The organism is Marinobacter sp. MDS2 (assembly GCF_030718085.1).
In the GTDB taxonomy this organism is placed as follows: domain Bacteria; phylum Pseudomonadota; class Gammaproteobacteria; order Pseudomonadales; family Oleiphilaceae; genus Marinobacter.
In genome coordinates this window covers 518,597-541,010 of record NZ_JAVAJF010000002.1, presented here as the reverse complement: position 1 = coordinate 541,010, position 22,414 = coordinate 518,597, and the positions used below count along the sequence as shown (strand labels likewise).

Genomic DNA, 22,414 nt, shown 5'->3' with positions numbered 1-22,414 from the left:
CGAGAATATCCAGCTTGCCTTCATGTGCGCCCCGCCTTCCCGATGTTTGGATATGAGCAGCAGACAACTGGTATTGGCAATCAATGCGACGAATGCGATAGCCATCATCACCAGCGATTCAGGCTCACTACCGAATACAAAGCGTCTCACCACCTCTACGAGCACGCCCACAGCCAAGATCAGTTGCAGTACACCAGCAAGATGCGCGGCACGTACCTGCATTTTCACGCTATGTCCAACCGCATAAAGGGCAAGCCCGTACACCGCCGCATCGGCAAAATTGTCCAGGGATTCTCCAATCAGGCCGGTGGACTGGGCGATCAGACCGGCAGTCATTTCCACCACGAACAGAAGTGCATTGATGCCGAGCAACCAGCGCAGGGTCCCGGATTCTTGCTTAGCAGAAGCTGCCGAAAACTCGGCGGCCTTGATGGTCTCCGGATCGGCAGCGACGCTTTCCTGAAGCGAGGCGCCTAGCTCCAAGGTCTTCAGTTTCGAGGTGACGGGCTCGACCTCACCGTCATGCACGACCTTCACCCGGCGGTTCGACAAGTCGAAGGACAGTGCCCGAATCCCCTCAACGCCGTTCAGGGCCAGGCGAATCATGCGCTCTTCTGATGGACAGTCCATCTTCGGCACGGCATAAACACTGACCCATTCCCCCGACGCATCGGAGGAGGCCTGCATATCGGTATCCGCCGCAGGCCTTGCATCGTCGCCACAGGGGCCTCCGCAGTTTTTACTCATGATATGACTCCACTTGAATGTGATCGGGCTTTCATTTAAAACTATATAGTAGCTATAAGGTCAATAGCGTAGAGAATCCGTTGCGGAGGAACCCGATGCGTATTGGTCAGTTGGCACAGTCAGTAGGGGTAGATACACAGACGATCCGCTTCTACGAACGGCAGGGCTTGTTGCCGCCGCCTGATCGGCAGGAGAACGGTTACCGTGTCTATACCGAGAAACACGTTGAGCGGCTGGCCTTTATTCGTCGCTGCCGCATCCTGGATCTGTCACTGGCAGAAATTCACGAACTACAGCGCTATCAGGACGACCCTCATCAGTCCTGTACCGCCGTCAATGCTTTGCTCGATGATCACATCTCTCATGTGCGCTCGCAGATAACCGCTCTGCAAGCGCTTGAGAAACAACTCGTTTCACTGAGAGCGAGTTGCAACGATGACCGGGAAGTTGAGGCGTGTGGGGTTCTTGCTGGAATTAGCGAGGGAAGCATGCATCAGCAGTAGGTTGGAGTACCAACCAGATAATCCGATGAGATGTCGGTTTGCCTCACTCTCATGCAAAGGTAAGATCAACCATTTAATCCGCTTACCCCAATTTGTTTCGCCACAGGTATGCCCAGCGGTTATTGAAAGAAGGGGTTGACCCGGAAGTCATCGAAGGGTGGATGGGGCATGCGGAACGGGGGGCTGCAAGTTACGGGGACTATTCCGCCCGATGTTGGGCAGAAGACGCTAAGAATTGTCGCGATGTGATTGAACATGTGTTTCGTTCACTACCCTTTGCGCTTCCAGTATCACTCCAGGAGCCGGCCCTGCTGGTTCTAGCCGAAACCCCACCAGGAAGCTATAGAGAGCCCGAGGTGTTTGGGCAGAGAGCCAGAGCCCGTGAGCGAAAGAAAAAATTGAAAGCCGCGATTCAACAAGCCCGGGCAGATATTGAGCTGATCCTGAATGGGCGATCAATCACCGAAATCAGTGATGACGAACTGGTCCGGCTGAGTCATCGGATGCTGTTAAGAGAGAATCACTTGCCGCACCCGCAGGCCAGTGTTCGTTTTCGGGTCTTTACCAAACTGCTGACACAGCCCGAGCAAGAGACCGATTCCATACCTGAGCCCAAAGGTAGCGACCACAAAGAACGGGATGGGGCGCTGGCCTCTGGTGCAGCAAGACAGAAAATCCTGAAAAAACGGCTCATCAAGGTCAGCGATGAGCGATCGTTGATGAGTCCAGACATTGCAGCGTCTCTCACGGTGTGTGACCGCTTGCAACACTGGGCTGAGTTAACCAACAAATCCTCTTACAAGGCGAAGCTGTCGAAAACCCGTGCCCTTTGCTTGGGAGCCGTGCTGTTGTCGGTGGAAAAGCGGCTCGGATACCAGCAGTTATTGCTCGATGTGATCAACGGCGATAATTTTCGTCTGATTCAACACAAACGTCAGTATTTCTTTGAGTACAGCGAAACGCTCACGTCGGATGATTTCGTGACACCGGTTCAGAGGCTTGAAGTCAGTTTTAAGGTCGCCAGCTTGCTGGCCTATGGGCGTGGTAAGAAGGGAGGAGCCACTCTGCCGGCGCCCAAGGAGATAGCCGAATGCAAGGGGCTGTTGGCGATCTATCAAGACAACCATTCAGGTCATCCTGATCCGTCAATGTTGGAGCTGATTGGCTGGTTGTGCGATGTCATCAATCAATCCAACCTGGTCGATATGCCTGGGATTGTTGCGGCGGCGTTGAGTGACCGCGCGCCACCCACCAGTGCTTCAATGTCGGATTTCGCACGCATCCTTCATGACCGCGTTATTGATTTGCCAAGTGACGAGGCTCAGGCTGCCGAACTTCCGTCAAGACTTCCTGCGCGCCTACGAGATCAGGAAACCGATAAGACGCGACTCCAGGAAAACGCAAAAGCCTTCACGCAACTCGTCACGACGGCATTGAATGATTATGAGCCGCGACAGTCCAAAGCCCTTGAGTGCGATAATAGTATTCAAACGATTTGCGAGAACTATCGCGGTTTGATCAGCCCGAGCATGATTCTCAGTGGACTATGGATTGCCGATCATGCTCGGCGTGGAAAAGCGAAATGGCGAAAGAGATTTGATCCTTTCGCCAGGAACACGCTGACGACGTATTGGAGCTTGTTGTCCCCGGCGGTTAGGGGCTTGCTGTATGACGTTGATTTGGTCGGCCTCGACGGCGATGAGATCACGGAACTGTGTGCCGAAATGCTGGAGTACAAAACTCTAACCTCCCGGTACACCGGAGCGTTCGGGAAAAGACTCAAAGATTTTTTTCAGTGGGCCTCACGGTACGGCGTGGCGTCGCCTGAGTGGGATGAGTTGGATATCGCCGATGATTGTCGGTCGGTGAGCCCTGGGCTGATCACTGAAACTGAGTACCAGGCTGCGCAAAAGGTCATTCAGGAAGATGGTAGCCTGAAGATCGATGATAAGAGGATTTTGGGATTTGTGCTTCTCCTGACCTACCGATTTGGCTTGCGAGCCAAGGAGGCAATCAATCTATTGCGCAGAGATTGGTGCGAAGACGACCGATACCTCTGGGTTTTGGTTCAAAATAATCAATACCGAAAACTGAAAAGCAAACCAAGCCGCCGTGCTGTGCCTTTGCTCTTCTCGCTGTCTGAGATCGAGAAGGATCTCATTGATGGTGTTCTGGCCCGCTATCAAACGATTACCTGGCCGGAAACCAACCGGCCCATTCTCTGTGAAACCTCGGACAAAGGGGTTCCGGTGCTCACCAGTCTTGCGCCGCGGATATCCGAGGCGTTGATTCGTATTCTTCGCAGTGTCACGGGCAATCCCACGCTGGTTCTTCATCACTGTCGCCACAGTTTTTACAACCGGATTGTTCCAGCGCTGTTCGGCCTCGATAGCCCTCTGTCGAATAAGCTAACTGACGTCCTCGATTATCCAGCCTTGAAACGTTTGATACTGGGTGAAGCGGATGGTGTCTCACGTCGAAGCGCAATGGCTGCAGGCCGCTTGATGGGGCATCGCTTTCCGAGTACAGGGCTCAAAAATTACTGTCACCTGGTGACAGATTGGATCGATCAGTTGACTCCGGTAGTCCACCAGCGAGCCCGCAAGTTAGCCGGCGTTGTTCAAATTTCCGATCTGCCAACGAGACCGGCAACGGCCTCTCCGGAAATGGTAGCTGCACTGGATTACCCGGCCCCTACGTTAGGTGCCCTCTTGAGAACGCTTCGGCTTGTGGGGTTGGGGCAGCGCTACGAGCGGGCCGCAGAGCTCATGAAGATTCATCCTAACGTTCAGACGCAGTTAAAGTCCGTCATCAACCTTGCAAACAATCGCATGAGGTTCAGCTCACCCACTGACAAAAACGTAAAATTGAAGGGTGAGGATTGTCCTAATGCTCTGCTGGAGACCGTCTCGGATCAAGCCTGGAGCAGAATGATCCATCACGCTGAGTCTTTAAGTGAGGACGAGGTCCTTGGTTGGAGCGGCGTCTCGGCCGATTACCTGGATGAGCTTAGCTACGTTGTGAGCCCGAATCGCCAGCTGCTTATGTACCAGGCGTCGCATTTCGCATTGGTAAAACACGTGCTTGAGCTTTTTCAGGTGCCGAGTAGTCAATTTAAAGTTGTTGCAAAAAATGGAAATGAAGAGATCATGTCCGGAATGCGAGGGGCTGGTTTCGATGTGCTTCCGGATTCTTCAATCAGGTCCAACTTGGATGGCTTTCCGGTGTATATGAGGGATAGAGGCACGAATGCTCGCGTGAGCGACTATGGTGGCCTGATACTCTCGCGATCTAAGACTGGAACTGTGCGCAATTCTTATGAGCTTGCTCTCGTATTCCTCGCTGTCGGTGTTCTGATTCAAATGCAATGCGCCACCATCAGTGCCGCCTAAGACGACAATCAGCGGCGCTTTACAGCGCCAACTGATTGCTAGCGATTTTGGTATGAATCTCCGCGTCAGTAATGGGGCGGATATCCTTCACATAGCGTCTGACAACGCCCTTGAGGTCTTGTCTCTTGCAGACGGTAACCTCGATGGCCTTGATGGGCGCAAGATAAGCTTCAGCGGCGATGCGCAGCTGTTTTTCCTGTTCAGCGGTGTATGTATCTGTGCGGTCCGTCTGGGGTTTTCCCATGTCGTTGAGCTTCCGAAGAAAGATGGATAAATCATCCGCTTTGATTCCATCGGATAGCGCCAGAAAAACCTCGTCACTTGAATCTACGACATCCGACGGTGCAGGTTTGATTTTGCCCTGAATGGGAAGCGGTTGTAGACCTGAACCGGGAAACGAGCATTCGAATGGTGCGATGATTGTCTGGTTTTTATGTTGCCGACGGTACTCTGTGGCTGCCTCCCTCACAAACGTGCGTTGCTCGGCGGTAAGGATTGTCGAAGGCGCTGAAAAGATATCTGCGCCGAATTCCAGAATCGACGAGGTAAACTCCAGCAGGACCTGGCGCAGCTCATCTACCATGGCATCGTCAACGTGCCCTGATGCCGACTTTACAAGGAGCAGGATGAAAAATGGGTCTGTCGGGTCCCAGGCTTCTATCAGACAGTCCTGGGATGTAAATATCAGTTCGTCCTCTAAAATAAACGTTTCGGCGTAGTCCTCGAATAACCCAAGCACTCCTCCCAGAAAATTATCGAGCGCAGGGTTCTTGGTGCGCTTCCGATTAATTGTGTAGACATGATCTGACAGCGGACTAAAGGCGCTGTTCTTAAGACGGATAAACGTTATGGTGCTTCCAAACAGATGAAGTTCCTGCATGACTGATCCTCAGCATTAGTAACCTTGGGGTGTCTTTCTTTGGGTGTGGTGGTGTGTGTGTTCATAAACTGGGCCTCCAGATGGTGGGTGTGCAATTTGAGTCTTTGGGTCGGGAAACGATCTGTGCGCTGGTGTGAACCGGCAGAATCAGCAGTGTGGTGTCGAATGTCTCGCATGAATGATTCGCAGCCATATCTTTTCTCTCTGAATCTTTTTGCCTCTGGTTCCCCACCGAAACAACGATGGCAGCGTTAGGTGGTTACCCTTTAATCCATTTTTACCACACCCCAGGCGCGAATTGGGCGAGGAGCCACAAACGCGCGCCAAGTCGGGTCATTTACGCGACATTTTGGGTGTGTCCAGGCACAACGTGAGCAGTGCGTGACTGAATTGTTTCAGAGTTGCCAGGCTTAGATTGGCCGCAAAACGGTGTTTTTTTGCGGGGTTTTTGGTAAGAAGGTGAGATGTCTGGCGTCAACTATCTTGTCCGGTCCGCGACAACTATGATGGCCGGTTGAGTGGTCTTACTTTTTACTCTTTCCAGCCTGCTTAAGCTGTTGCTGTCGTCGGTAGCTTTCCCCCTCTAATTCGATAATGGTGGCGTGGTGTATCAGTCGGTCTACAGCCGCTACGGTCATCATGCTGTCCGGGAATATTTGATCCCACTCGCTAAAGGGCTGGTTGGCTGTGACGATCAAGCTGCCACTCTCATAGCGGTGAGCGATGAACTCGAACAGCACCTGGGTTTCTGCATCCGTCTTTTTTACATAGCCTATGTCGTCGATGGGCCACGTGCAGTCGATGGCAAAGCGCTCTGAAAAGGGTGTCTCCTGAACGGTTCGCCAATCATCGAAAGGACTTTGAGCATGTACCAGCCCGAGTTGTCCGTTATCGCACTCGAGCGTCATGGTGAGCGGCAGCTGGTAACGACACTGGATTGCCAGATTTTTGTAAGAGGTTTCATCCAGGCCCGCAGTCCAGTGACCGCCCATTCCCCGGTGCTTGTATCGGTTTCGGTTGTCCTCAGCGCCGGCGATAAACATCAGCTCATGGTTACCCATCACGCTGTATACCCAGTCGGTACCTAGAACCCACTCCAGAAGAAGCCGGGACTCTGGGCCGCGATCAATTGTGTCTCCCAACAGAAACAGACGATCAACGGACGTGTCGAATTCAGCATTCGATAACGCGGCCTGAAGAGCCTCGAACTCGCCATGCAGGTCACCACAAACCCAGTCCACCCCGACCGGATTGGCCGCAAAAAACCGATGTGGAGTCAGTCGCATGCTCATCGTCGGTAGCCATTATTCTCGTCCTTTTTAGTTGGCCGAGCATAACCCTGAACGGAACCTTCTTGGCGCTCCAGCGGGTTTAGTTCTTGGGGCAGTGGTTCCGCCAGTTCATCGGCATGGGCCGTGTGGGCATTTAGGCCGTCCAAGAATTCTTTTTCGGTTGGGCGCTTTGTATTCATATCGATTCGTGCTCCGTATTTCCTACCAGTGTATACCAACTCTGAAACGCTGAACTGGCTCCGTATTTTCTAACACGCAAACCAAAAAGGTGGTCAAATTTGACCGCTGGCTCTAATTGTTTTTTCAACACGGTTCACGGATTAGTGCCAATTAGTAATTCGTTCTACTAATTAGTAACTAGCTCTACTAATTGATACTAAGCGGCAGTCCTAGGGCTGAGTGACCTCATAAATCAGGTCGTTTCTGCTCGAATCTGTCTAATTAGGGTGATCAGTGTTTCAGTGCGCGTATCGCTCAATAGGTGCTCCCGAATCGAGGTGCAGGTGAGACCCCAAAGATTGACGGGTTTCCTGAACCACTCTGTCGCCATCTCACTATGATCTGCTGGGGTCAGGAGGACCAGGGCTTTATGGAGCCCCAGAAGCAGGCCGATCCGTTCGATCACGGATTTAGGTAACTCCGGGCTGTGATCGCCATTATTTTCAATGTTGGCTAGCCAGTCGTTCAGTGTCGTCGAAGTGACGCCTAATAGATGCGCAAGTTCGGCACCAGAAAGATGCCAACTTTCAGCCTGGTTGGATAGCCACAGTAGACCTGCGGTTCCGTGGAGGTTTGTGATGCTGGGCGGCTGATTTAACGGCGACACTCCTCGAGAAACTCTTGAAACCATGCCGACTCCTTTGTCGAGGGCTCGAGTTTGTACAACTTTACCACCCGAACAAACCGGGCTACATAGCCGCACTGGCCAGCCGGTGGCAGCCATTCATCCGGTCCTTTAGCTCCCTTACTACTTAGTGGAATAGAAAAAATATCCTAAAAAGCATCAAAAACCTATGCCAGAAATCGAAATCTGGTTTTTCTTGAGCATACATGCATATATAGTGGAATTACGAACATACTATTTTACCAATTGGAAATTGCGTGCTGAACAGCGTCTGCATAGAGGCAAATATCAAAGTAGACAACACGGGGACGAAGATAAGTCTTCCGGTGATCGTCACCCAAGATGGTTTGCTGAAAAGTTATTTGGATTATTTGATCGTTCATCGATACAAATCTCGGAGCTGGAAAGACAGGAGCGCGTTTGCGGTTCGACTCCTCATCGATTACACGAATCAGAATAAAGACTGCTTTGAAACTCCTCACCAACTGTTTCAGGAGTTTTCAAACAGCCTCTACACCGGAACGATTGGCGAGGACGGTAGCGATCCGAGTTGGCTGCGGTGGAAACCACGCGAGGATAAGGACGCGAACTTTCTAATCAGCCTGATAACACAATACACAGACTGGCTCTCTGAGCAGTATGAAGAGAAAAAGCTTCAGATAAACCCAACGGTGAAACCGACTCGTTACGAGGAGTGGATGGGCCTCGCAGCCTTCTACCAAAAGAAACGGCGGGCTTTTCTTTCCCACCTTTGGGCTAACAAACCAGCCCCTGCTTATTTCCGGAAGGTTATGCCCAGGACGGTGTCGCGTTCTAACGGCAATGAGGGTAAGAAAAGCTTTCCTCCTGGACGAATTGACGACCTCTTGTGGAATGGCCTTACGCGATATGGCTTTGAAACGAGCGACGTAGTTTATGAGCGCCTGGACCTGAAGAATGTGCTCATTACCATGCTGATGCATTACGGCGGACTCAGGCTCAGCGAGTGCTTTCACCTTTGGGTAGAAGATGTCGTGCCGTGGGAGGACGGAACCGCACTGGTCAAAATTTTTCATCCCGATAAAGGGCGGCCCCGTCCAAACGGCCCCAGCAGGCGCGAAGAGTTGCTCAACAAGTATGGGATGCAACCGCGATTTGAATATTCGAAATCCCATACGCTGCATGCAGGTTGGAAAGCGCCCAAAGAGGACAATGAAAGTCGCCACTTTCTTCAGGTTTGGTGGTTTCCAAGAAGTGCTGGTGAAACCTTTAACGACCTTTGGCGGCTTTACCTGACCTACCAGCGATACCCCGATGGCGGTAAACATCCGTTTGCATTCACGACGCAATCAGGCGCTCCGCACTCAATCAAAGGCTATAACCAATCGCTTAAAAGAGCCGTTGAGAGAATTGGTTTACCGTTTTCAAAAGAAGCGGGAACGACAGCACACGCCCACCGACACTCGTATGGGCAAGCTCTGGCTGATGCAAACGCTGATTCTCTGATCATTAAAAACGCCCTACACCATAAATCGATAGAAAGTCAGCAGGTCTACACCGAACTCACTGATAAGCAGATGCGTGCGCATTTGAGCAGATTGTCGCCCGAGCACGGCTTAATTTCTCCAATCAAGAAAGGACTCACTCATGGCAACTAAGTACGCCACGCTCGCCGAAGCCTCAGAAGCCGCTCAGCGCTTGGAATTCAAAACGCAGCCGGAATACAAGAAGGGCTACAAACAAGATCCGAAGCTGCCAGCAAATCCCAACCAACTCTATGCCGGAGATTGGGATGATTGGTATAGCTTCCTTGGCACTGAACACCCCGGTGAGAAGTACGCCACTGTCGCCGAGGCGTCCGAGGCCGCTCAACGCTTGGGATTCGAAATAAGAGATGAATACAACAAGGGCTACAAAAAAGACCTGAAGCTGCCAGCAGCTCCCGACAAACACTATGCCGAAGATTGGGCTGATTGGCCCAACTTCCTTCGCAATGAGCGCCCTAGAGAAAAATACGTGACGCTCGCCGAGGCGTCCGAAGTCGCTCAGCGATTGGGCTTCAAAACACGCACCGAATACCATGAGGGCTACCAAAAAGACCCGAAGTTGCCATCGAATCCCCAACGAAGTTATGCCGGAGAGTGGGATGATTGGTATAGCTTTCTTGGCGTTGAGCGCCCCGAGAGGTACGCGGCGCTTGCCGAGGCGTCCGAAGCCGCTCAGCGTCTGGGGTTCAAAACGCAGCAGGAATACTATGAGGACTACCAAAAAGACCCGAAGCTGCCATCACAACCCTCTGTTTTCTATGCCGAAGATTGGGATGATTGGTATAGCTTCCTTGGCACTGAACGCCCCAGTGAGAAGCACGCCACTGTCGCCGAGGCGTCCGAAGCCGCTCAACGCTTGGGGTTAAAAACACAGGCGGAATACTATGAGGACTACCAAAAAGACCCGAAGCTGCCAGGTTCTCCCAACGACTTTTATGCCGAAGATTGGAGTAGTTGGTACAACTTCCTTGGCACTGGACGCCCCGATGGGAAGTACGCAACGCTCGCCGAGGCGTCCGAAGCCGCTCAGCGCTTGGGATTCAAAACGTCCACAGAATACTTTAAGGGCTACAAACAAGACCCGAAGCTGCCACGCCATCCCGACGGAATGTATCGCAGAAATTGGGCTGATTGGTACAGTTTTCTTGGCAATGAGCGTCCCAAAGAAAAGTACGCGACGCTCGCCGAGGCGTCCGAAGCAGCCCAGCGCTTGGGATTCAAAACACAGAAGGAATTCTACGAGGGCTACAAACAAGACCCGAAGCTGACAGTAAGTCCCTTCGACTTCTATGCCGAAGATTGGGATGATTGGTACAGCTACCTTGGCATTGAGCGCCCCGTTAAGAGGTACGCGACGCTCGCCGAGGCGTCCGAAGCCGCTCAATGCTTGGGGTTAAAAACAGGTGCGGAATACTTCAGGGGCTACGAAAAAGACCCGAAGTTGCCATCGCAGCCGAATAAAACTTATTCCGAACATTGGATATCTTGGCCTCACTTCCTGGGCAACGAAAACGCCATTAATCGAGAACTGACCAGCAAATACCCCGAGTTTTGGAAAGCCATTCAGTGTTATGTAGAGGCTGGTACAGGCCAATCCAACAAATACTCACATTTGAGAGCACTCCTTAGATTTTACGTGGACAAGCTGGGCTTGGTTGACGACCCGGGAGCCATGCTGTCAAGGGATATCCCGTTTGATGAGCGAGCGTACGAAAACTTCATAAATGTCACCGCAGATACTGTAAAAAAACCACGGCATAACGCCTGTTCCGCTTTTTTCGAGTGGATTTTGGAGACTTATTGCTCTGACGAGGACGAGAACGGTGAGTTGATAGTTCTGCCCGGCTACCGCAATCCTCTTAGAACCGTTCTCAAGGGTTTGTTAGATCAGTTACCCAGTTACAAGCGCAGTGAATCAGACAAGCCTCCATTGCCCATGGATGCCATTGTACGAGCCAAGCAGCATCTGATTCCGCTAGAGGCGACGTCGTTTCGCGATCTCTATCAATTGCATCCCTTCCTCGAAGACTGCTGGTTCGGGGTTGATCCACAGTTAATTGATGACAATGACCCAAACTGCATTTATCGAGTGGTCAAAAAAGAGCGGAAGCGAGGTCGCAAGCGCTATTTTGAAGAGATGCACGAGTTATGGTCGCCCGTAAAAATTGTCGCAAACTACACATTGCTATCCATTCCGTTGCGAGGACAGCAAATCTGTTGGCTCGACAGCGGAGAGGGAGATGAATTCGTTCCGTTATGGCGTGATGGGAAGGTTCACTGGATCGAAAATCCAAGTCCGCTTGCGACCCGAAAGCGGAATAAGGGCTTTATTCAGAAAGGGAACAATGACGGTGAGTTGAGCGCCTACATCACGACGAACAAAACCGGAAAGAAATTGGGCGGCTACGATATTCCGTTCATGCCGGAAGATCTGGCGTATTGGATTATCCAGCTTCGGGAGTGGCAATCCAAATACAACCCAATCGAAGAACTGACACTGTGGACGCAAATCAACCCGCAGCAAAGGATACACAAAGACATCCTCAAAAGGCGCGGTAAACAATCGTTCCTGTTCCGCGACCCGGCCTCACACGCCTGTGATGAGAAGGCGTCGCCCATGCGTACGACAACCGCGTTTACACGAACCCTGCCTGCTCTGTTGTTCCATAGTCAGAGGCCAGGCGCGGACCTCGCTGAGAAAATCGAAAAAAAGAGCAGCGTGGATTACAAGAGCCAATTTACACCTCATGCTCTCCGCGTCAGCCTTATCACTGCCTACATTGTCGACGGCAGAGCGCCCATAGCCGTGATTTCAAAGCTGGTTGGTCATTCCTCTCTGGTGATGACGATTTACTACACAAAGGTAGGAGCCAGCAAAATGCGGCTGGAGATGGCGGCGGCTGAAAAACGGGCACTTGAGCAGAGTCATTATCGTTACGAAGACCTCATCCTCCAGAAGAAAATCGAAGAGGCGCGTCCGGAATTAATCGCCACAGACCGAAGCATCATGGATCAGTGTCTGACACCTAATTGGCCCTCTGGAGCCTTCCAACTTATGAGTTTCGGAATCTGCCCCATGAGCGGCAACAAGTGTGACGAAGGTGGCATGGCACTGGTTGAGCGGAAGGTTGAAGCACAGTACGCGCCCGTGCCCAATGGCTACCTTGGGACTCGAAATTGTCCCCAGTGCCGCTTCTTCATTACCGGCCCGGCGTTTCTGGGCGGTTTGTCGGCCATTGCCAACGAAATCATTCTGGAAATCAATGTCACCCGCAATGAATACCACGAACTCGAAGAAAAAAGGCAGACGCTCGATGACGAGCGGTACGATGCCGAGTCTTCGGGACAGTTTTTTGGTAAAGAGCGAACGCTGAAAAAGATCACCTCGGCGTATGAGGAAAAAGCCAAAAAGCTCGACATGCTTCTCACGGATCTCCAGCACTTATACCGCCTGATTTCTCAATCTACCGAACTGCTGAAGACCTCCGAGACAGGCCAGCACCAGCTGATCGTCAGCGGCAATTACGTGGAAATGGAGATGCATTTGGAGGAGCAAAGCAGCGAATTTCGGTTGCTCGCTGAGGTCTGTGCCAACGCTGAGATTTACGAGAGCGCCAGTGCCTCCAGAGCACGCCCCCTGCTCAGTCAGATGCTCGACAAATTGGCGGACACCAATGGGATTGCACCCGCGATATTTCGGTTGACCGAGGATCAGCAGCTCAAAGCTGCCAATCAGGTCGTCCGGCTGATTATGCAAGTGACACAGAATAACTGGCACGTCGCTGACCAGTTGATCAATGGGCAAATCACCTTGGAAGATCTCGCCGAACCACTACAGCTAGGTGATGTGCGCCAAGAGATCGAGTCAGCCATGAACGGGTCTTTGAAATTCCCGCTAGAAATCGAGAGCTGCAATGAGTGAACCGAACGAAGTCTACGAGGCCATACTGGGCCAACTGAAAAATTCTCGTTCCAGGAAGTCCCTGGAGGCCCTTCACGCCGTTTGCAAGGAACATCATGAGTCAGGCTCGGTTGATTTCAGAATCTCAACGATTGCGAAGCTTGGGGCCAGTCGTGGCGCTCCTAGCGAGCAGACCATCCGAAACAAAACCGGAGAACATTATAGAGCGGTCATTGAGGCTTGGCAGGCGCTTGGAGACCAGAAAAAGAAAGCGATCAAAGCACAGACCACGCCCTCGGGCGAGTACGATTGGGTTGATGAGGTAAGCAATAAAACTCACCGCTTCCTCATACTCGACCTGATTTCGAAGGTCCGTAAATTGAGGGCCGAAAATAAAAGGTTTGCATCGATCAAGAAATTGGAAATTGACTACCGAGCGGGTGCTGAAGACAAATCTGAATCGAGGTTACCGAGCCTGTTGAGTCACGAGATTGATGCATTGAGAGACGCCATCTCTGAGGAGTCCCTTAAATTAAAGGGCTGGACTAAAACAGAACGCGGCAGCATCAAGGACCAAAACGGCAAGGTTGTCCTCAGAAACGGTTTTGTGGATGCCCTTGAAAAAGCGTTGAGTATCGGGAATGACTAACGGACAAGAAAAAGCTCGCGAAAACCTTGTTGCCTTTCAGCGTTGGGCCGCTACGAAAACCGATGACGATTTAAAGCAAATCGTCTTTCGGGGCCAGCTAAACCGTGGCGAAGTCGCCAACGCTATCGGTATCGGAGAGAGCGCCGTGCGCCAGAATCCGGCGATAAAATCGCTGGTCCTTAAATACCTCGGGCGAATCGCCGCTTGCGGCGAGAGGGCAGAGCCCTCAATTGAAATCGAGGCTACGTCCGTTTTTTGATAAGAAGCGGACCTTTTTTGTCGCCGAGATTCCGGGAGATTAAGCACGCTGAGGTCGCAAAGCGGACACTCAGGCGGATAGAGAAACGCTCTCATTCGGAAAGGCACTCACCGTTCGAGGTTAGACCTCGGGCCTAGATAGTCATGCTTAGACAGTTGACTCGGTGAAAGTCCAAACAGGCTCCGGAAGGCTCGGTAAAACGCACTGGACTCGGAGTAACCCAACTTATCGGAAATCTTTTCCAGTGGCGTTTGTTGATTCAACTCACGAAGAATGACGTCTTTCAAAACTTCTTCTTTCAATTGTCGGAAACTGGTTCCCTGCTCCGCCAGCTGTCGCTGCAGGTTGCGAGGATGCAAGCCGAGGGCTGCAGCACAAGGCGCCAGGCCCGTTTGTGCAAGGCCGTGATTGGCAATATAGCCACGAATCCGGAACAGTTGCTCTGAACCTTTCTGTTTGGCGCTGAGAAGCCTGGTAGCGTAGTCGAGGCTTAGCTGGTAGAGGTTGTCGTCGCAACCTGCAATGGGCCGATCTATGTCAGTGATCTCTAGCCCAAACCCAAAGCCTTCCGTAGAAGTGGCCACGGGCAGTTGTAGTAGCTCTGACAACGCCCGTCTGGTTGACGCCAGCCCGTCCGGCACAACCATCTGGCGCACTGTGGCTTGTTGGTCAAATAAGTCGCGAATGTACTGAATGGTTCCAGCCGTCACTGAAAGGATTTGTTGCGCGTTAGCCGGCAATGCCGCTGGGGTTTCTTCATAACGACAATAGAGCCGTGCTGATTTGCCACTCTCCACCGAATCCACCTCGTACTTAAATACGCCATTCTCACTGATAAGGGTTTGAAACGTGGCCACATGCTTCAGTGCCAGGCCAACCGAAGGGGAGTGCCAAAGAAGAGGGGCAAGTACACCAATGCTTCGATAGTCCTGTAATTGGCCGATACGTGCCCCCAGTAGTGAGTCTTGCGACATATTAGCTGCGTTATGCCAGAGCTGACGGGCCGAAATCAGGTCGAGCCGACCACGATGGTGGAGCGGGCCTTCCTCAAATCCAGGTAGCCCCGCAACGATAGCATCCACATTGACTCCCAGTTTATGGAAGGTTCGCAGGAGTGAATTGATCCAGACATTGGCAATGGAAAGATGACTCACGGCGGGCCCTAAACATTTGGCTAACAGAAAACGAAACCCATAGTACCCATAATTTGTCGCTTAATGTCAGTAATCGTCGCGGCCAGTCACTGATATATGTCGGCGAAAAGCCAAAAATGGGAGCGTTCAACCCATTCCCAATGAGGGCCCGTGGTATGAGTGACTACAATATAAATGGCTTGGCCATTCCTCTTTTCATGATCCTGATGCTGGCCGAGTATGCACTTCTCCGCCTTCAGGGCCGGAGCCTCCATCGCTTTAATGACAGCGTGAACAGTCTGTCGATGGGGCTATTACTTCTAATTTCCGATGCCTTGCTTAAGGCCTACACTTTTGCCGTGTTTATCTGGTTGTGGGATAACCACCGGCTGTTCGAATTTGCCGTGAACGATCCAATTACCTGGGTGGTTTTCTTTCTTGGTGTCGACTTCTGTTACTACTGGTTCCATCGGGTGGCGCACGAGATCAACTTCCTCTGGGGCGCGCATGTCGGGCACCACCAGGGCGAAGAATACAACCTCACGACAGCTCTTCGTCAGAGTGCCTTTCAGTATGCATTCTCATGGCTTTTCTACTTGCCATTGGCGTTGCTGGGATGTCCGCCTGTGGTCTTTGTAATGCAGTTCATCCTTCTCAAGATGTACCAGTTTTGGCTTCACACCCAGAGTATTAAACGGATTCCGCTGATTGAAGGCTTTATGTCTACACCCTCAAGCCACCGGGTGCACCATGCAAAGAATCCGATCTATATCGACCGAAACTATGGTGGAACTCTGGTGATCTGGGATCGCCTCTTCGGTACCTGGCAGCCCGAGCTCGCCTCGGATCCATGCCACTATGGCACCACGCGCCCTCTGGACACCCTTAACCCCATCAAAGCTAACCTTCAGCACTGGTCAATGTTGGCAAAGGACAGCCGCACAACGGCACGCTGGCAGGACAAGATTATGCTGTGGTTCCGGCCGACCGGCTGGCGCCCGGACGATTGCCTGGCGATGGATGCTGCCGATCCGGGCATGCAAAAAAATGGGTCTGCAGACCGTCCAAAATATGACCCTCAGACCACCTGGGGCAAGAAGGCTTACGTTGCCTTCGCCATGGTCGTGACCTTTGTGGTTTCCACGATCTTCATCTTCCTTTCGCCTCAGCTGTCGGCAATGCAGTTGGCCGCCGGCGTGCTCTTGGTGGTGAGCGGCCTCGTGATTGCCAACGATCTTCTGGAAGGTCACGACCGTTACCGTTGGATCGAATGGCTTCGTATGCCATTGATGCTCTTGTTTGCCGCCAACCTTTGGTCTATTCCTGTGGCGACTACGGTTGTCGATACCATCGTTATCGAGCGGCCTGCGAGCCAGTCTCTGGATTACGCCCGTACGGTCAGTCGCTGGCCCGAGTGGCACCCGCAATCCGCTGTGGTACAAGCAGAGAATCAGGGCCCTCTGGAGGCAGGAGACCGTTTCCATGAAGTAATCGATACACCCATGGGCCGCAGTCGTGTCAGCTGGGAAGTCATCGCCAATTCAGCTGAAAACCAATGGCGCGTACGAGGCGTCAATCTGGACAATGATGTCGAAATCGAATTGGCTTACCGCTTCAAAGCACTCGACAACGGGCACAGCGAATTCGAACGCACTTTACGATACACCATGCCAAACTTCCCGCTTGTATTGGCCAATGTCGTGCATTTCAAAGGCGCAATTGAGCAAAAATCAGAACAGTCTTTGAAAAGGTTTAAAGAGACTATCGAAACGCTACCAGTAGGGCCAAATTGAAATGGACACAGCGCCAGGAGGCAGGCCTGATCAGATGGGAGTCTACGCGAACCGTTATTTGGAGAAACAGCGCAGGAGGTCGCAAAGCGAACATTGAGATTTGGGGTTGACGCTGAAACACAGTGGGGCCCGACGGATTCTACCCCGTTAATACTGATACATCCTTTTATCGGGGTGCTATGCGATAAGCCGAGGGCGTCTTTCCGGTCCATCGCTTGAAGGCTTTCGTGAAATTGCTCTGGTCGGAAAAACCCAGCAAATAACAGATATCCGTCAGTGACAGTTCTGGGCGGCTCAGCAGTTCCTCAGCCATTTCACGCTTCGATTTTTCCAGAAGCTCGCGGAAACTGTAGCCCTCCTTTTCCAGTGCCCTCTGCAGCCGGCGGGCGCTCATGCCCAGCCGGCGGGCGACTGTGCCCTGATCCACGTTCCCGTCAATCGTGCCTTCAAGGAGCAGCTTCTGAACCTGGCCGGTGATGGAAAGCGAGTCTGTGCGCTCAAGGTACTCCTTCATCCAGCGGTCCATATTCTGAACCAGCTCCGGATTTGACTGGTAGCAAGGCAAGCGCAGCACCTGCTCATCGACGACAAACTTGCAGACCGGTGCATTGAAAAAAACCGGCGCCTCAAAAAAAGCCTCAAATTGCGCCCTGAGCCCAGACTTATCGTGACTGAAATGAACCTCGCGAGGGCGGAATTTGTCGTCGGTAATCTGTTTCAGAATGCGGCTGCCACAGGCCATGAAGGCCTCAAGGGCTTCGCCCGCCACCGGCATCTGCAGGTGGAAAACCACCTCCAGTGAGTTGTTCTTGCGGGGAATGGTTTCTAGATGGGCGGCACTACTGGCAACGCCGCTGTAACGGCACATTCGTTCGATGGCCTCACCCGTCGTATCGCTGAACATCATGGCCAGGCTGAGCCCGCTGAACATATCGGCGCGCGCAAGATCCGCAAGACGGAGAGTAAACAATGGGTCGGCGCTGTCGCGCGCAGCCAGCTCCCACAACTGGGTCATGTGAGCGACCTTGATCCGGCCATTGGGATTTTCAAGATCGCTGCTACGTATACCTGCTTCGCAAAGCAGTTTATCGGTATCAAGCCCTTTCAGCTTAAAACCGGCAAGGATGAAACGTGCCCAACTGGCAATCGTGGAAAAGTCTGCGACGGGTCGAGTTTTTGTCACTGTCGTAATTTCACCAAAGATTGGCGGCGTTCAACCAGCTTTAGCTGGTTGCGCCCTTATATCATTTTCAGTTTGTCATAGAACGATAACACGACCAACGTGACCGGAGCGCATTGAATCATGGAAAAGGTATCGGCTCGAAGCGGATTGTCCGCATTATTTGTCGGTTTATTCGCAGCAACACTTGGAGCCTGCAGTGGTGAGACAGGCAGGGAGCTCAGCGAGCACTCCCAAGGCTTCACTGCGGCCTCCACTTACACAGCCTCGAGCAATCAAAAGGCAATAGAAAGCTTGCCCCAACGCGACACCACCGACCATGAAGCCGCAAATCGTGGCTTCATCGGTACCTTCGAAGGTGAGAAAGCCATCATCAGGAATAAGCAGGGCGACCTAATCTGGGACCTCAACGAGTACACCTTCATTGACGGCGCATCACCGGACAGCACGCACCCTGGTCTCTGGCGCCAAGCCGGCCTGAATAATCTTCACGGTCTTTTTGAGGTTACCGACCGCATTTTCCAGGTCCGCGGGTTCGATCTGGCCAATATGACCATCATCCAGGGCGACACCGGACTGATCATCGTCGACCCTCTGACCTCAGAGGAAACCGCTGAGGCCGCACTCGCGCTGGTTCGGGAACACCTCGGCGATGTACCAGTGGTTGCCGTGATTTTCACTCACAGCCACATCGATCACTTCGCCGGTGCCTGGGGTGTTATCAACCGCGACGATTACGATGCCGGCAAGGTTCGCGTGATTGCCCCGATTGGCTTCATGGACGAGGCAACCAGTGAAAATATCATTGCTGGAACGGCCATGGCGCGGCGAGCTTCGTTTATGTATGGCCGCCGACTGGCGAAGGGTCCCCATGGCCATGTGGGCTCGGGGTTGGGGAAGTCACCTGCTTACGGCACCTTTGGCATTGCCACACCCACCGAAATTATCGACACCACCGGGCAGCGCCTGAACATCGACGGGCTGGATTTTGTTTTCCAGAATGCGCCCGGCTCTGAGGCACCGGCAGAGCTGACCTTCGGAATACCCGAACTGGCCGCATACTGCGGTGCCGAAATCGCAACCCGGACTATGCACAATCTGTACACGCTGCGTGGAACGAAAGTCCGGGATGCGCTCAAGTGGAGTGCCTACATCGACGAGATCATCGATCTTTCCGCCGACAGCGACGTCTACTTTGCCAGTCATCACTGGCCTGTGTGGGGGCGCACCGAAATCGTTGACTACCTGGAGCTGCACCGCGACACCTACAAGTTTATCCATGACCAGACGGTAAGGCTGCTCAATAACGGATTCACCTCCAGGGAGATCGCCGAACGGTTGCAACTGCCGCCAGAACTGGCTCAGACATTCTCCAACCGAGGCTACTACGGTACGCTGAAACACAACAGCAAGGCGGTCTATCAGTATTACATGGGCTGGTACGACGCCAACCCCGCGAACCTGGATCCGCTGCCGCCAGAGAAGGCCGCCAGCCGGTATGTCGCTCTTGCCGGTGGCGCTGATGCCCTGCTGGAAAAAGCGCGTGCCGCGTTTGACGAGGGTAGCTATCGCTGGACCGCAGAAATTCTGAACCATCTGGTCTTCGATGAGCCAGACAACGAATCGGCCAAAACCTTACTCGCCGAAACCTACGATCAGATGGGGTATCAGGCCGAATCGGGACCCTGGCGAGACGTCTATCTCAGCGGTGCCTACGAATTGCGCCATGGCGCACCCGAAGAACCACTGATGGATATGTCCACCCTACTCGGGATTCTTCAGCAAACACCGGTCGAAAAGTTCTTTCAGACTATGTCGGTGCGCCTGAATGCGGAGGATGCCGAAGGCGTGGAGCGACGCATTGCCATTGTGTTTACCGACCTCAATGAATCCTATCTGCTGACGGTTAAGAATTCCGTCCTGCATGTCCACAAAGATGCCAGCCTCGACCACGCCGAATCAACGCTGAGAGTCACTCGGGAGCTGTTCACCCGTCTGCTGATTGGAGAAGTCGGCGTGACCGAAATGCTGACATCCGACGCCCTGGAACTGGAAGGCAGCACGATTCAACTGGTGCGGTTCCTGTCGCTGTTCGAGACACCGAACAGTGAATTCAACATCGTAGTACCCTAAAGCAAAAGGACCATGAAATGACCATGAAAACAATGAAAAACAGGTTTCCCGCCAGGAGTCTGCTTCTGGTTGCGGGTACAGCAGCCCTGATGATGGGTTGCAACGGCTCTAGCAGTTCTGACACGACCATGGTGTCTGATACCACGGCGTTTTCAGCACCGCCCAGTGATTGTCTGTGGGTTGGGCCTTACGTCAAAGAGAACGAGGGTTTCAACTTCGCCTACCCGGATAGCGGCGCCATCTATTGGTCTGCCGCCTATACGCTTCCGGAGGACGGTGCCTACATCACCCTGGAAGCAGATTTCCCTTACTCCCGATACATGTCCTTCAACAGCTACCGGGCCAACACAACACCGGCGCAATCGTTGACAGACAAAAACATCATTGCCGAAGCCGGCTCTATCAATCCTTTTATTGATGGCGCGGTTCGCACCGATCCGTCCCGCCGTTATCTGGTCACGGTCAAACCCGGTGACCCAAACGACCCGGCAAACCCGTCTGAAGACAACACGTTGTATGACGCAACCAGCGCGGCGGGCGAGGAAGCGGTACTGATTTACCGCAACTACGTGCCCAACATCGGTGCCGATTGGACCGGCGATGTGGGGCTGCCAAGAGTGACGCTACACCTGGCCGACGGTAGCACTCTTCAGGGCGAAGAAGCCTGTGCTGCCATGTCTGCCGGCACTGACCCGCTTGGCATTCCATTTGTGCCAGCGGACACTTATGAAACCTTGCGCGCCAATTTCGAGCCGGCCCGTGAAACCCCGGCGTTCAGGGCCAGCTATGGAACGGCGTTTTTGTTTCAATGCGACTTTCAGGGCAACTGTAAAAACAACCCCCCACGGAACACCGCCTTTTACGCCAACGCAGATAACCAGTACCTTTACTCGTTCCTGAACCAAGATTTCGGGGACGTGGTCGTTATCAGGGGGAAAATTCCTGAAATCCCAGAAACGCTGAACGATCAGGAATTTTTCAACGAAAACGACCTGCGCTACTGGTCACTTTGCCAGAACGAATACTACTCCCAGGCGGTGAAAGAATGCCTGTATGACGAGCAAATCTTCATCAACCCTGACGGTTTTTACACCATCGTGACCAGCGAGCCCGAGAATCGCCCCGAAAATGCCGATTCTGACTGCGGGGTTGGCTATCTGCCCTGGCCCAACAAAGGCGACGGTTTCAGCATTGTTGACGGAAAAACCGACGACCCTGATTCCGCGTTTCTGATTGTGCGCAATATGCTGCCAGCTGATGATTTTAACCAGGCAATCCAGAACACTATGACCGCTGGCGATGAAGCGTCAGTATTGGGTGACTTTATGCCAAAAGCGACCTACATGAGCAAGGCTGAGTTTGAAGACTTGGGCTGTGCGCCCTATACGTCATTGGCCTACGACCAACTGTAGACATGAAACCCTGGCCACATCAAAAATGTGGTCAGGGTGGTTTGTAGTGGTCAAGTGTTTTAGGCCACCGTCTTTTGAGTTTTCCAATAGGCCTGTTCTGCCTCATTTGGCGGCAATCCGCCGTTGTATTTATGAGGCCGCAGTGCGCTGCAATAACCGATCATATAGTCCGTGACCGATTGCTTCGCCGTGGCAAAGCATGGACATCCGATTTCCGGCCCCCATTCTGCTTTCAGACTCCAGAAGATTCGGGATATCCAACTGTGGCTGATCCGCCTTCTTGTAAGCGTGCCCTAGCGGCTGCGAGCGCCAGCAGATCCGTTGCTGACAGCATGCGCCTCGACAACCTCGTCCAGCAGCGCTTTCTCAGCCTCGCAAGGCTCTCTGTCTCGGTCACGCCAGGCCCGGTAGCTGCTGCGGTACACCTCAAACACCCGACGCAGGCGCTGCACCGCATAGCTCTCTTCAAGTCGCTCGATTATCGAGAATTGCTCAGGGAGTCCGAGCTTCACCTTTTTGTGGTGCCTTGCCTGATCGCTCGGCTCGAAGCCTGCGCACCCAATACTCCATGATTGATTTACCAACCCCCATGGCATCGCAGGCCGCTTTCATTGTGTAGCCCTGGTCAATCACCAGCTGGGCCGCTTCCAGACGGAATTCCGGACTGAAATTTATTTTCTTTGGCATCCAATCCACCTGACTTGCTCTACGAGTGATCATACACTTAAAATCAGGTGGCCAGATTCACTATGCCACTACTCTTATAGTCA

16 protein-coding genes and 1 pseudogene are annotated in these 22,414 nt (G+C 52.7%); 9 read left to right on the top strand and 8 right to left on the bottom strand.

The features are described 5' to 3' along the window. Positions 1–747, bottom strand: a 747-nt coding sequence (locus tag Q9245_RS13220) for a cation transporter (protein ID WP_305897607.1), incomplete at its 3' end; no start/stop codon positions are given. A gap of 95 nt (positions 748–842) precedes the next feature. Between Q9245_RS13220 and cadR the strand changes: the two genes are divergently transcribed. Both cadR and Q9245_RS13210 read left to right on the top strand, forming a co-directional pair. Further along, complete coding sequence (cadR, locus tag Q9245_RS13215) at positions 843–1,250, top strand: Cd(II)/Pb(II)-responsive transcriptional regulator (protein WP_161386205.1); 408 nt, start codon at positions 843–845, stop codon at positions 1,248–1,250. 719 nt (positions 1,251–1,969) lie between these two features. Beyond that, on the top strand, positions 1,970–4,642 hold the full coding sequence (locus Q9245_RS13210; RefSeq protein ID WP_305897606.1) for a hypothetical protein: 2,673 nt from the start codon (positions 1,970–1,972) through the stop codon (positions 4,640–4,642). 19 nt (positions 4,643–4,661) lie between these two features. On the opposite strand, the gene Q9245_RS13205 is transcribed toward Q9245_RS13210, so the two are convergent. The 4 genes from Q9245_RS13205 to Q9245_RS13185 form a co-directional block, all read right to left on the bottom strand. Continuing rightward, complete coding sequence (locus Q9245_RS13205) at positions 4,662–5,522, bottom strand: hypothetical protein (protein WP_305897605.1); 861 nt, start codon at positions 5,520–5,522, stop codon at positions 4,662–4,664. 524 nt (positions 5,523–6,046) lie between these two features. After that, a complete protein-coding gene (locus Q9245_RS15970; protein ID WP_371824817.1) occupies positions 6,047–6,814 on the bottom strand; it encodes an ATP-binding protein in 768 nt (255 codons plus the stop codon). Continuing rightward, the gene (locus Q9245_RS13190; protein ID WP_133007703.1) at positions 6,811–6,993 is read right to left on the bottom strand and encodes a hypothetical protein; all 183 of its coding nucleotides are present in this window, start codon (positions 6,991–6,993) and stop codon (positions 6,811–6,813) included. The genes Q9245_RS15970 and Q9245_RS13190 overlap by 4 nt, the downstream gene beginning before the upstream one ends. Before the next feature lie 233 nt (positions 6,994–7,226). Next, positions 7,227–7,757 carry a hypothetical protein gene (locus tag Q9245_RS13185; RefSeq protein ID WP_305897604.1) on the bottom strand — a complete coding sequence of 177 codons (531 nt, stop codon included), beginning with the start codon at positions 7,755–7,757 and terminating at the stop codon, positions 7,227–7,229. Positions 7,758–7,915: 158 nt separating this feature from the next. Here Q9245_RS13185 and gmtY point away from each other — a divergent pair, with 158 nt between their 5' ends. From gmtY to Q9245_RS13165, 4 genes are read left to right on the top strand one after another with little or no spacing between them, the layout of a single operon-like run. Further along, entirely contained in the window at positions 7,916–9,295 is a 1,380-nt protein-coding gene (gmtY, locus tag Q9245_RS13180) for a gamma-mobile-trio recombinase GmtY (RefSeq protein ID WP_114435623.1), read from the top strand. Continuing rightward, positions 9,285–13,106, top strand: coding sequence for a VPA1269 family protein (locus tag Q9245_RS13175; protein WP_011783464.1), 3,822 nt, complete (start codon positions 9,285–9,287; stop codon positions 13,104–13,106). Before gmtY ends, Q9245_RS13175 begins: the two co-directional genes overlap by 11 nt. Further along, positions 13,099–13,734, top strand: a complete 636-nt coding sequence (gmtX, locus tag Q9245_RS13170) for a gamma-mobile-trio protein GmtX (protein ID WP_011783463.1) — start codon at positions 13,099–13,101, stop codon at positions 13,732–13,734. The genes Q9245_RS13175 and gmtX overlap by 8 nt, the downstream gene beginning before the upstream one ends. Then, a complete protein-coding gene (locus Q9245_RS13165; RefSeq protein ID WP_011783462.1) occupies positions 13,727–13,993 on the top strand; it encodes a hypothetical protein in 267 nt (88 codons plus the stop codon). The genes gmtX and Q9245_RS13165 overlap by 8 nt, the downstream gene beginning before the upstream one ends. 107 nt (positions 13,994–14,100) lie before the next feature. Here the strand turns inward: Q9245_RS13165 and Q9245_RS13160 are convergent, their stop codons facing one another. After that, positions 14,101–15,147, bottom strand: a complete 1,047-nt coding sequence (locus tag Q9245_RS13160) for an AraC family transcriptional regulator (protein WP_149600558.1) — start codon at positions 15,145–15,147, stop codon at positions 14,101–14,103. A 155-nt stretch (positions 15,148–15,302) separates the two neighbouring features. On the opposite strand from Q9245_RS13160, the gene Q9245_RS13155 reads away from it, so the two are divergent. Then, entirely contained in the window at positions 15,303–16,919 is a 1,617-nt protein-coding gene (locus tag Q9245_RS13155; RefSeq protein WP_199456020.1) for a sterol desaturase family protein, read from the top strand. Positions 16,920–17,085: 166 nt separating this feature from the next. On the opposite strand, the gene Q9245_RS13150 is transcribed toward Q9245_RS13155, so the two are convergent. Continuing rightward, positions 17,086–18,102 (bottom strand): AraC family transcriptional regulator, encoded by a 1,017-nt coding sequence (locus Q9245_RS13150; protein WP_072678514.1) that lies wholly within the window; start codon positions 18,100–18,102, stop codon positions 17,086–17,088. A gap of 120 nt (positions 18,103–18,222) precedes the next feature. Between Q9245_RS13150 and Q9245_RS13145 the strand changes: the two genes are divergently transcribed. Further along, positions 18,223–20,232 (top strand): alkyl/aryl-sulfatase, encoded by a 2,010-nt coding sequence (locus tag Q9245_RS13145; protein ID WP_072678513.1) that lies wholly within the window; start codon positions 18,223–18,225, stop codon positions 20,230–20,232. Positions 20,233–20,249: 17 nt separating this feature from the next. Beyond that, the gene (locus Q9245_RS13140; protein WP_072678512.1) at positions 20,250–21,644 is read left to right on the top strand and encodes a hypothetical protein; all 1,395 of its coding nucleotides are present in this window, start codon (positions 20,250–20,252) and stop codon (positions 21,642–21,644) included. Between the two features lie 59 nt (positions 21,645–21,703). Here Q9245_RS13140 and Q9245_RS13135 read toward each other — a convergent pair. Further along, positions 21,704–22,364, bottom strand: a pseudogene (locus Q9245_RS13135) (transposase). Between the last annotated feature and the right edge of the window lie 50 nt (positions 22,365–22,414).

Bases quoted from the DNA above. Each gene is read 5' to 3' on its own strand.
- Q9245_RS15970 (WP_371824817.1), bottom strand. From the start codon at position 6,814: ATGAGCATGCGACTGACTCCACATCGGTTTTTTGCGGCCAATCCGGTC.
- Q9245_RS13145 (WP_072678513.1), top strand. From the start codon at position 18,223: ATGGAAAAGGTATCGGCTCGAAGCGGATTGTCCGCATTATTTGTCGGT.
- Q9245_RS13205 (WP_305897605.1), bottom strand. From the start codon at position 5,522: ATGCAGGAACTTCATCTGTTTGGAAGCACCATAACGTTTATCCGTCTT.
- Q9245_RS13165 (WP_011783462.1), top strand. From the start codon at position 13,727: ATGACTAACGGACAAGAAAAAGCTCGCGAAAACCTTGTTGCCTTTCAG.
- Q9245_RS13155 (WP_199456020.1), top strand. From the start codon at position 15,303: ATGAGTGACTACAATATAAATGGCTTGGCCATTCCTCTTTTCATGATC.
- cadR (WP_161386205.1), top strand. From the start codon at position 843: ATGCGTATTGGTCAGTTGGCACAGTCAGTAGGGGTAGATACACAGACG.
- gmtX (WP_011783463.1), top strand. From the start codon at position 13,099: ATGAGTGAACCGAACGAAGTCTACGAGGCCATACTGGGCCAACTGAAA.
- Q9245_RS13185 (WP_305897604.1), bottom strand. From the start codon at position 7,757: ATGGCTGCCACCGGCTGGCCAGTGCGGCTATGTAGCCCGGTTTGTTCG.
- Q9245_RS13190 (WP_133007703.1), bottom strand. From the start codon at position 6,993: ATGAATACAAAGCGCCCAACCGAAAAAGAATTCTTGGACGGCCTAAAT.
- Q9245_RS13140 (WP_072678512.1), top strand. From the start codon at position 20,250: ATGACCATGAAAACAATGAAAAACAGGTTTCCCGCCAGGAGTCTGCTT.
- Q9245_RS13175 (WP_011783464.1), top strand. From the start codon at position 9,285: ATGGCAACTAAGTACGCCACGCTCGCCGAAGCCTCAGAAGCCGCTCAG.
- Q9245_RS13210 (WP_305897606.1), top strand. From the start codon at position 1,970: ATGAGTCCAGACATTGCAGCGTCTCTCACGGTGTGTGACCGCTTGCAA.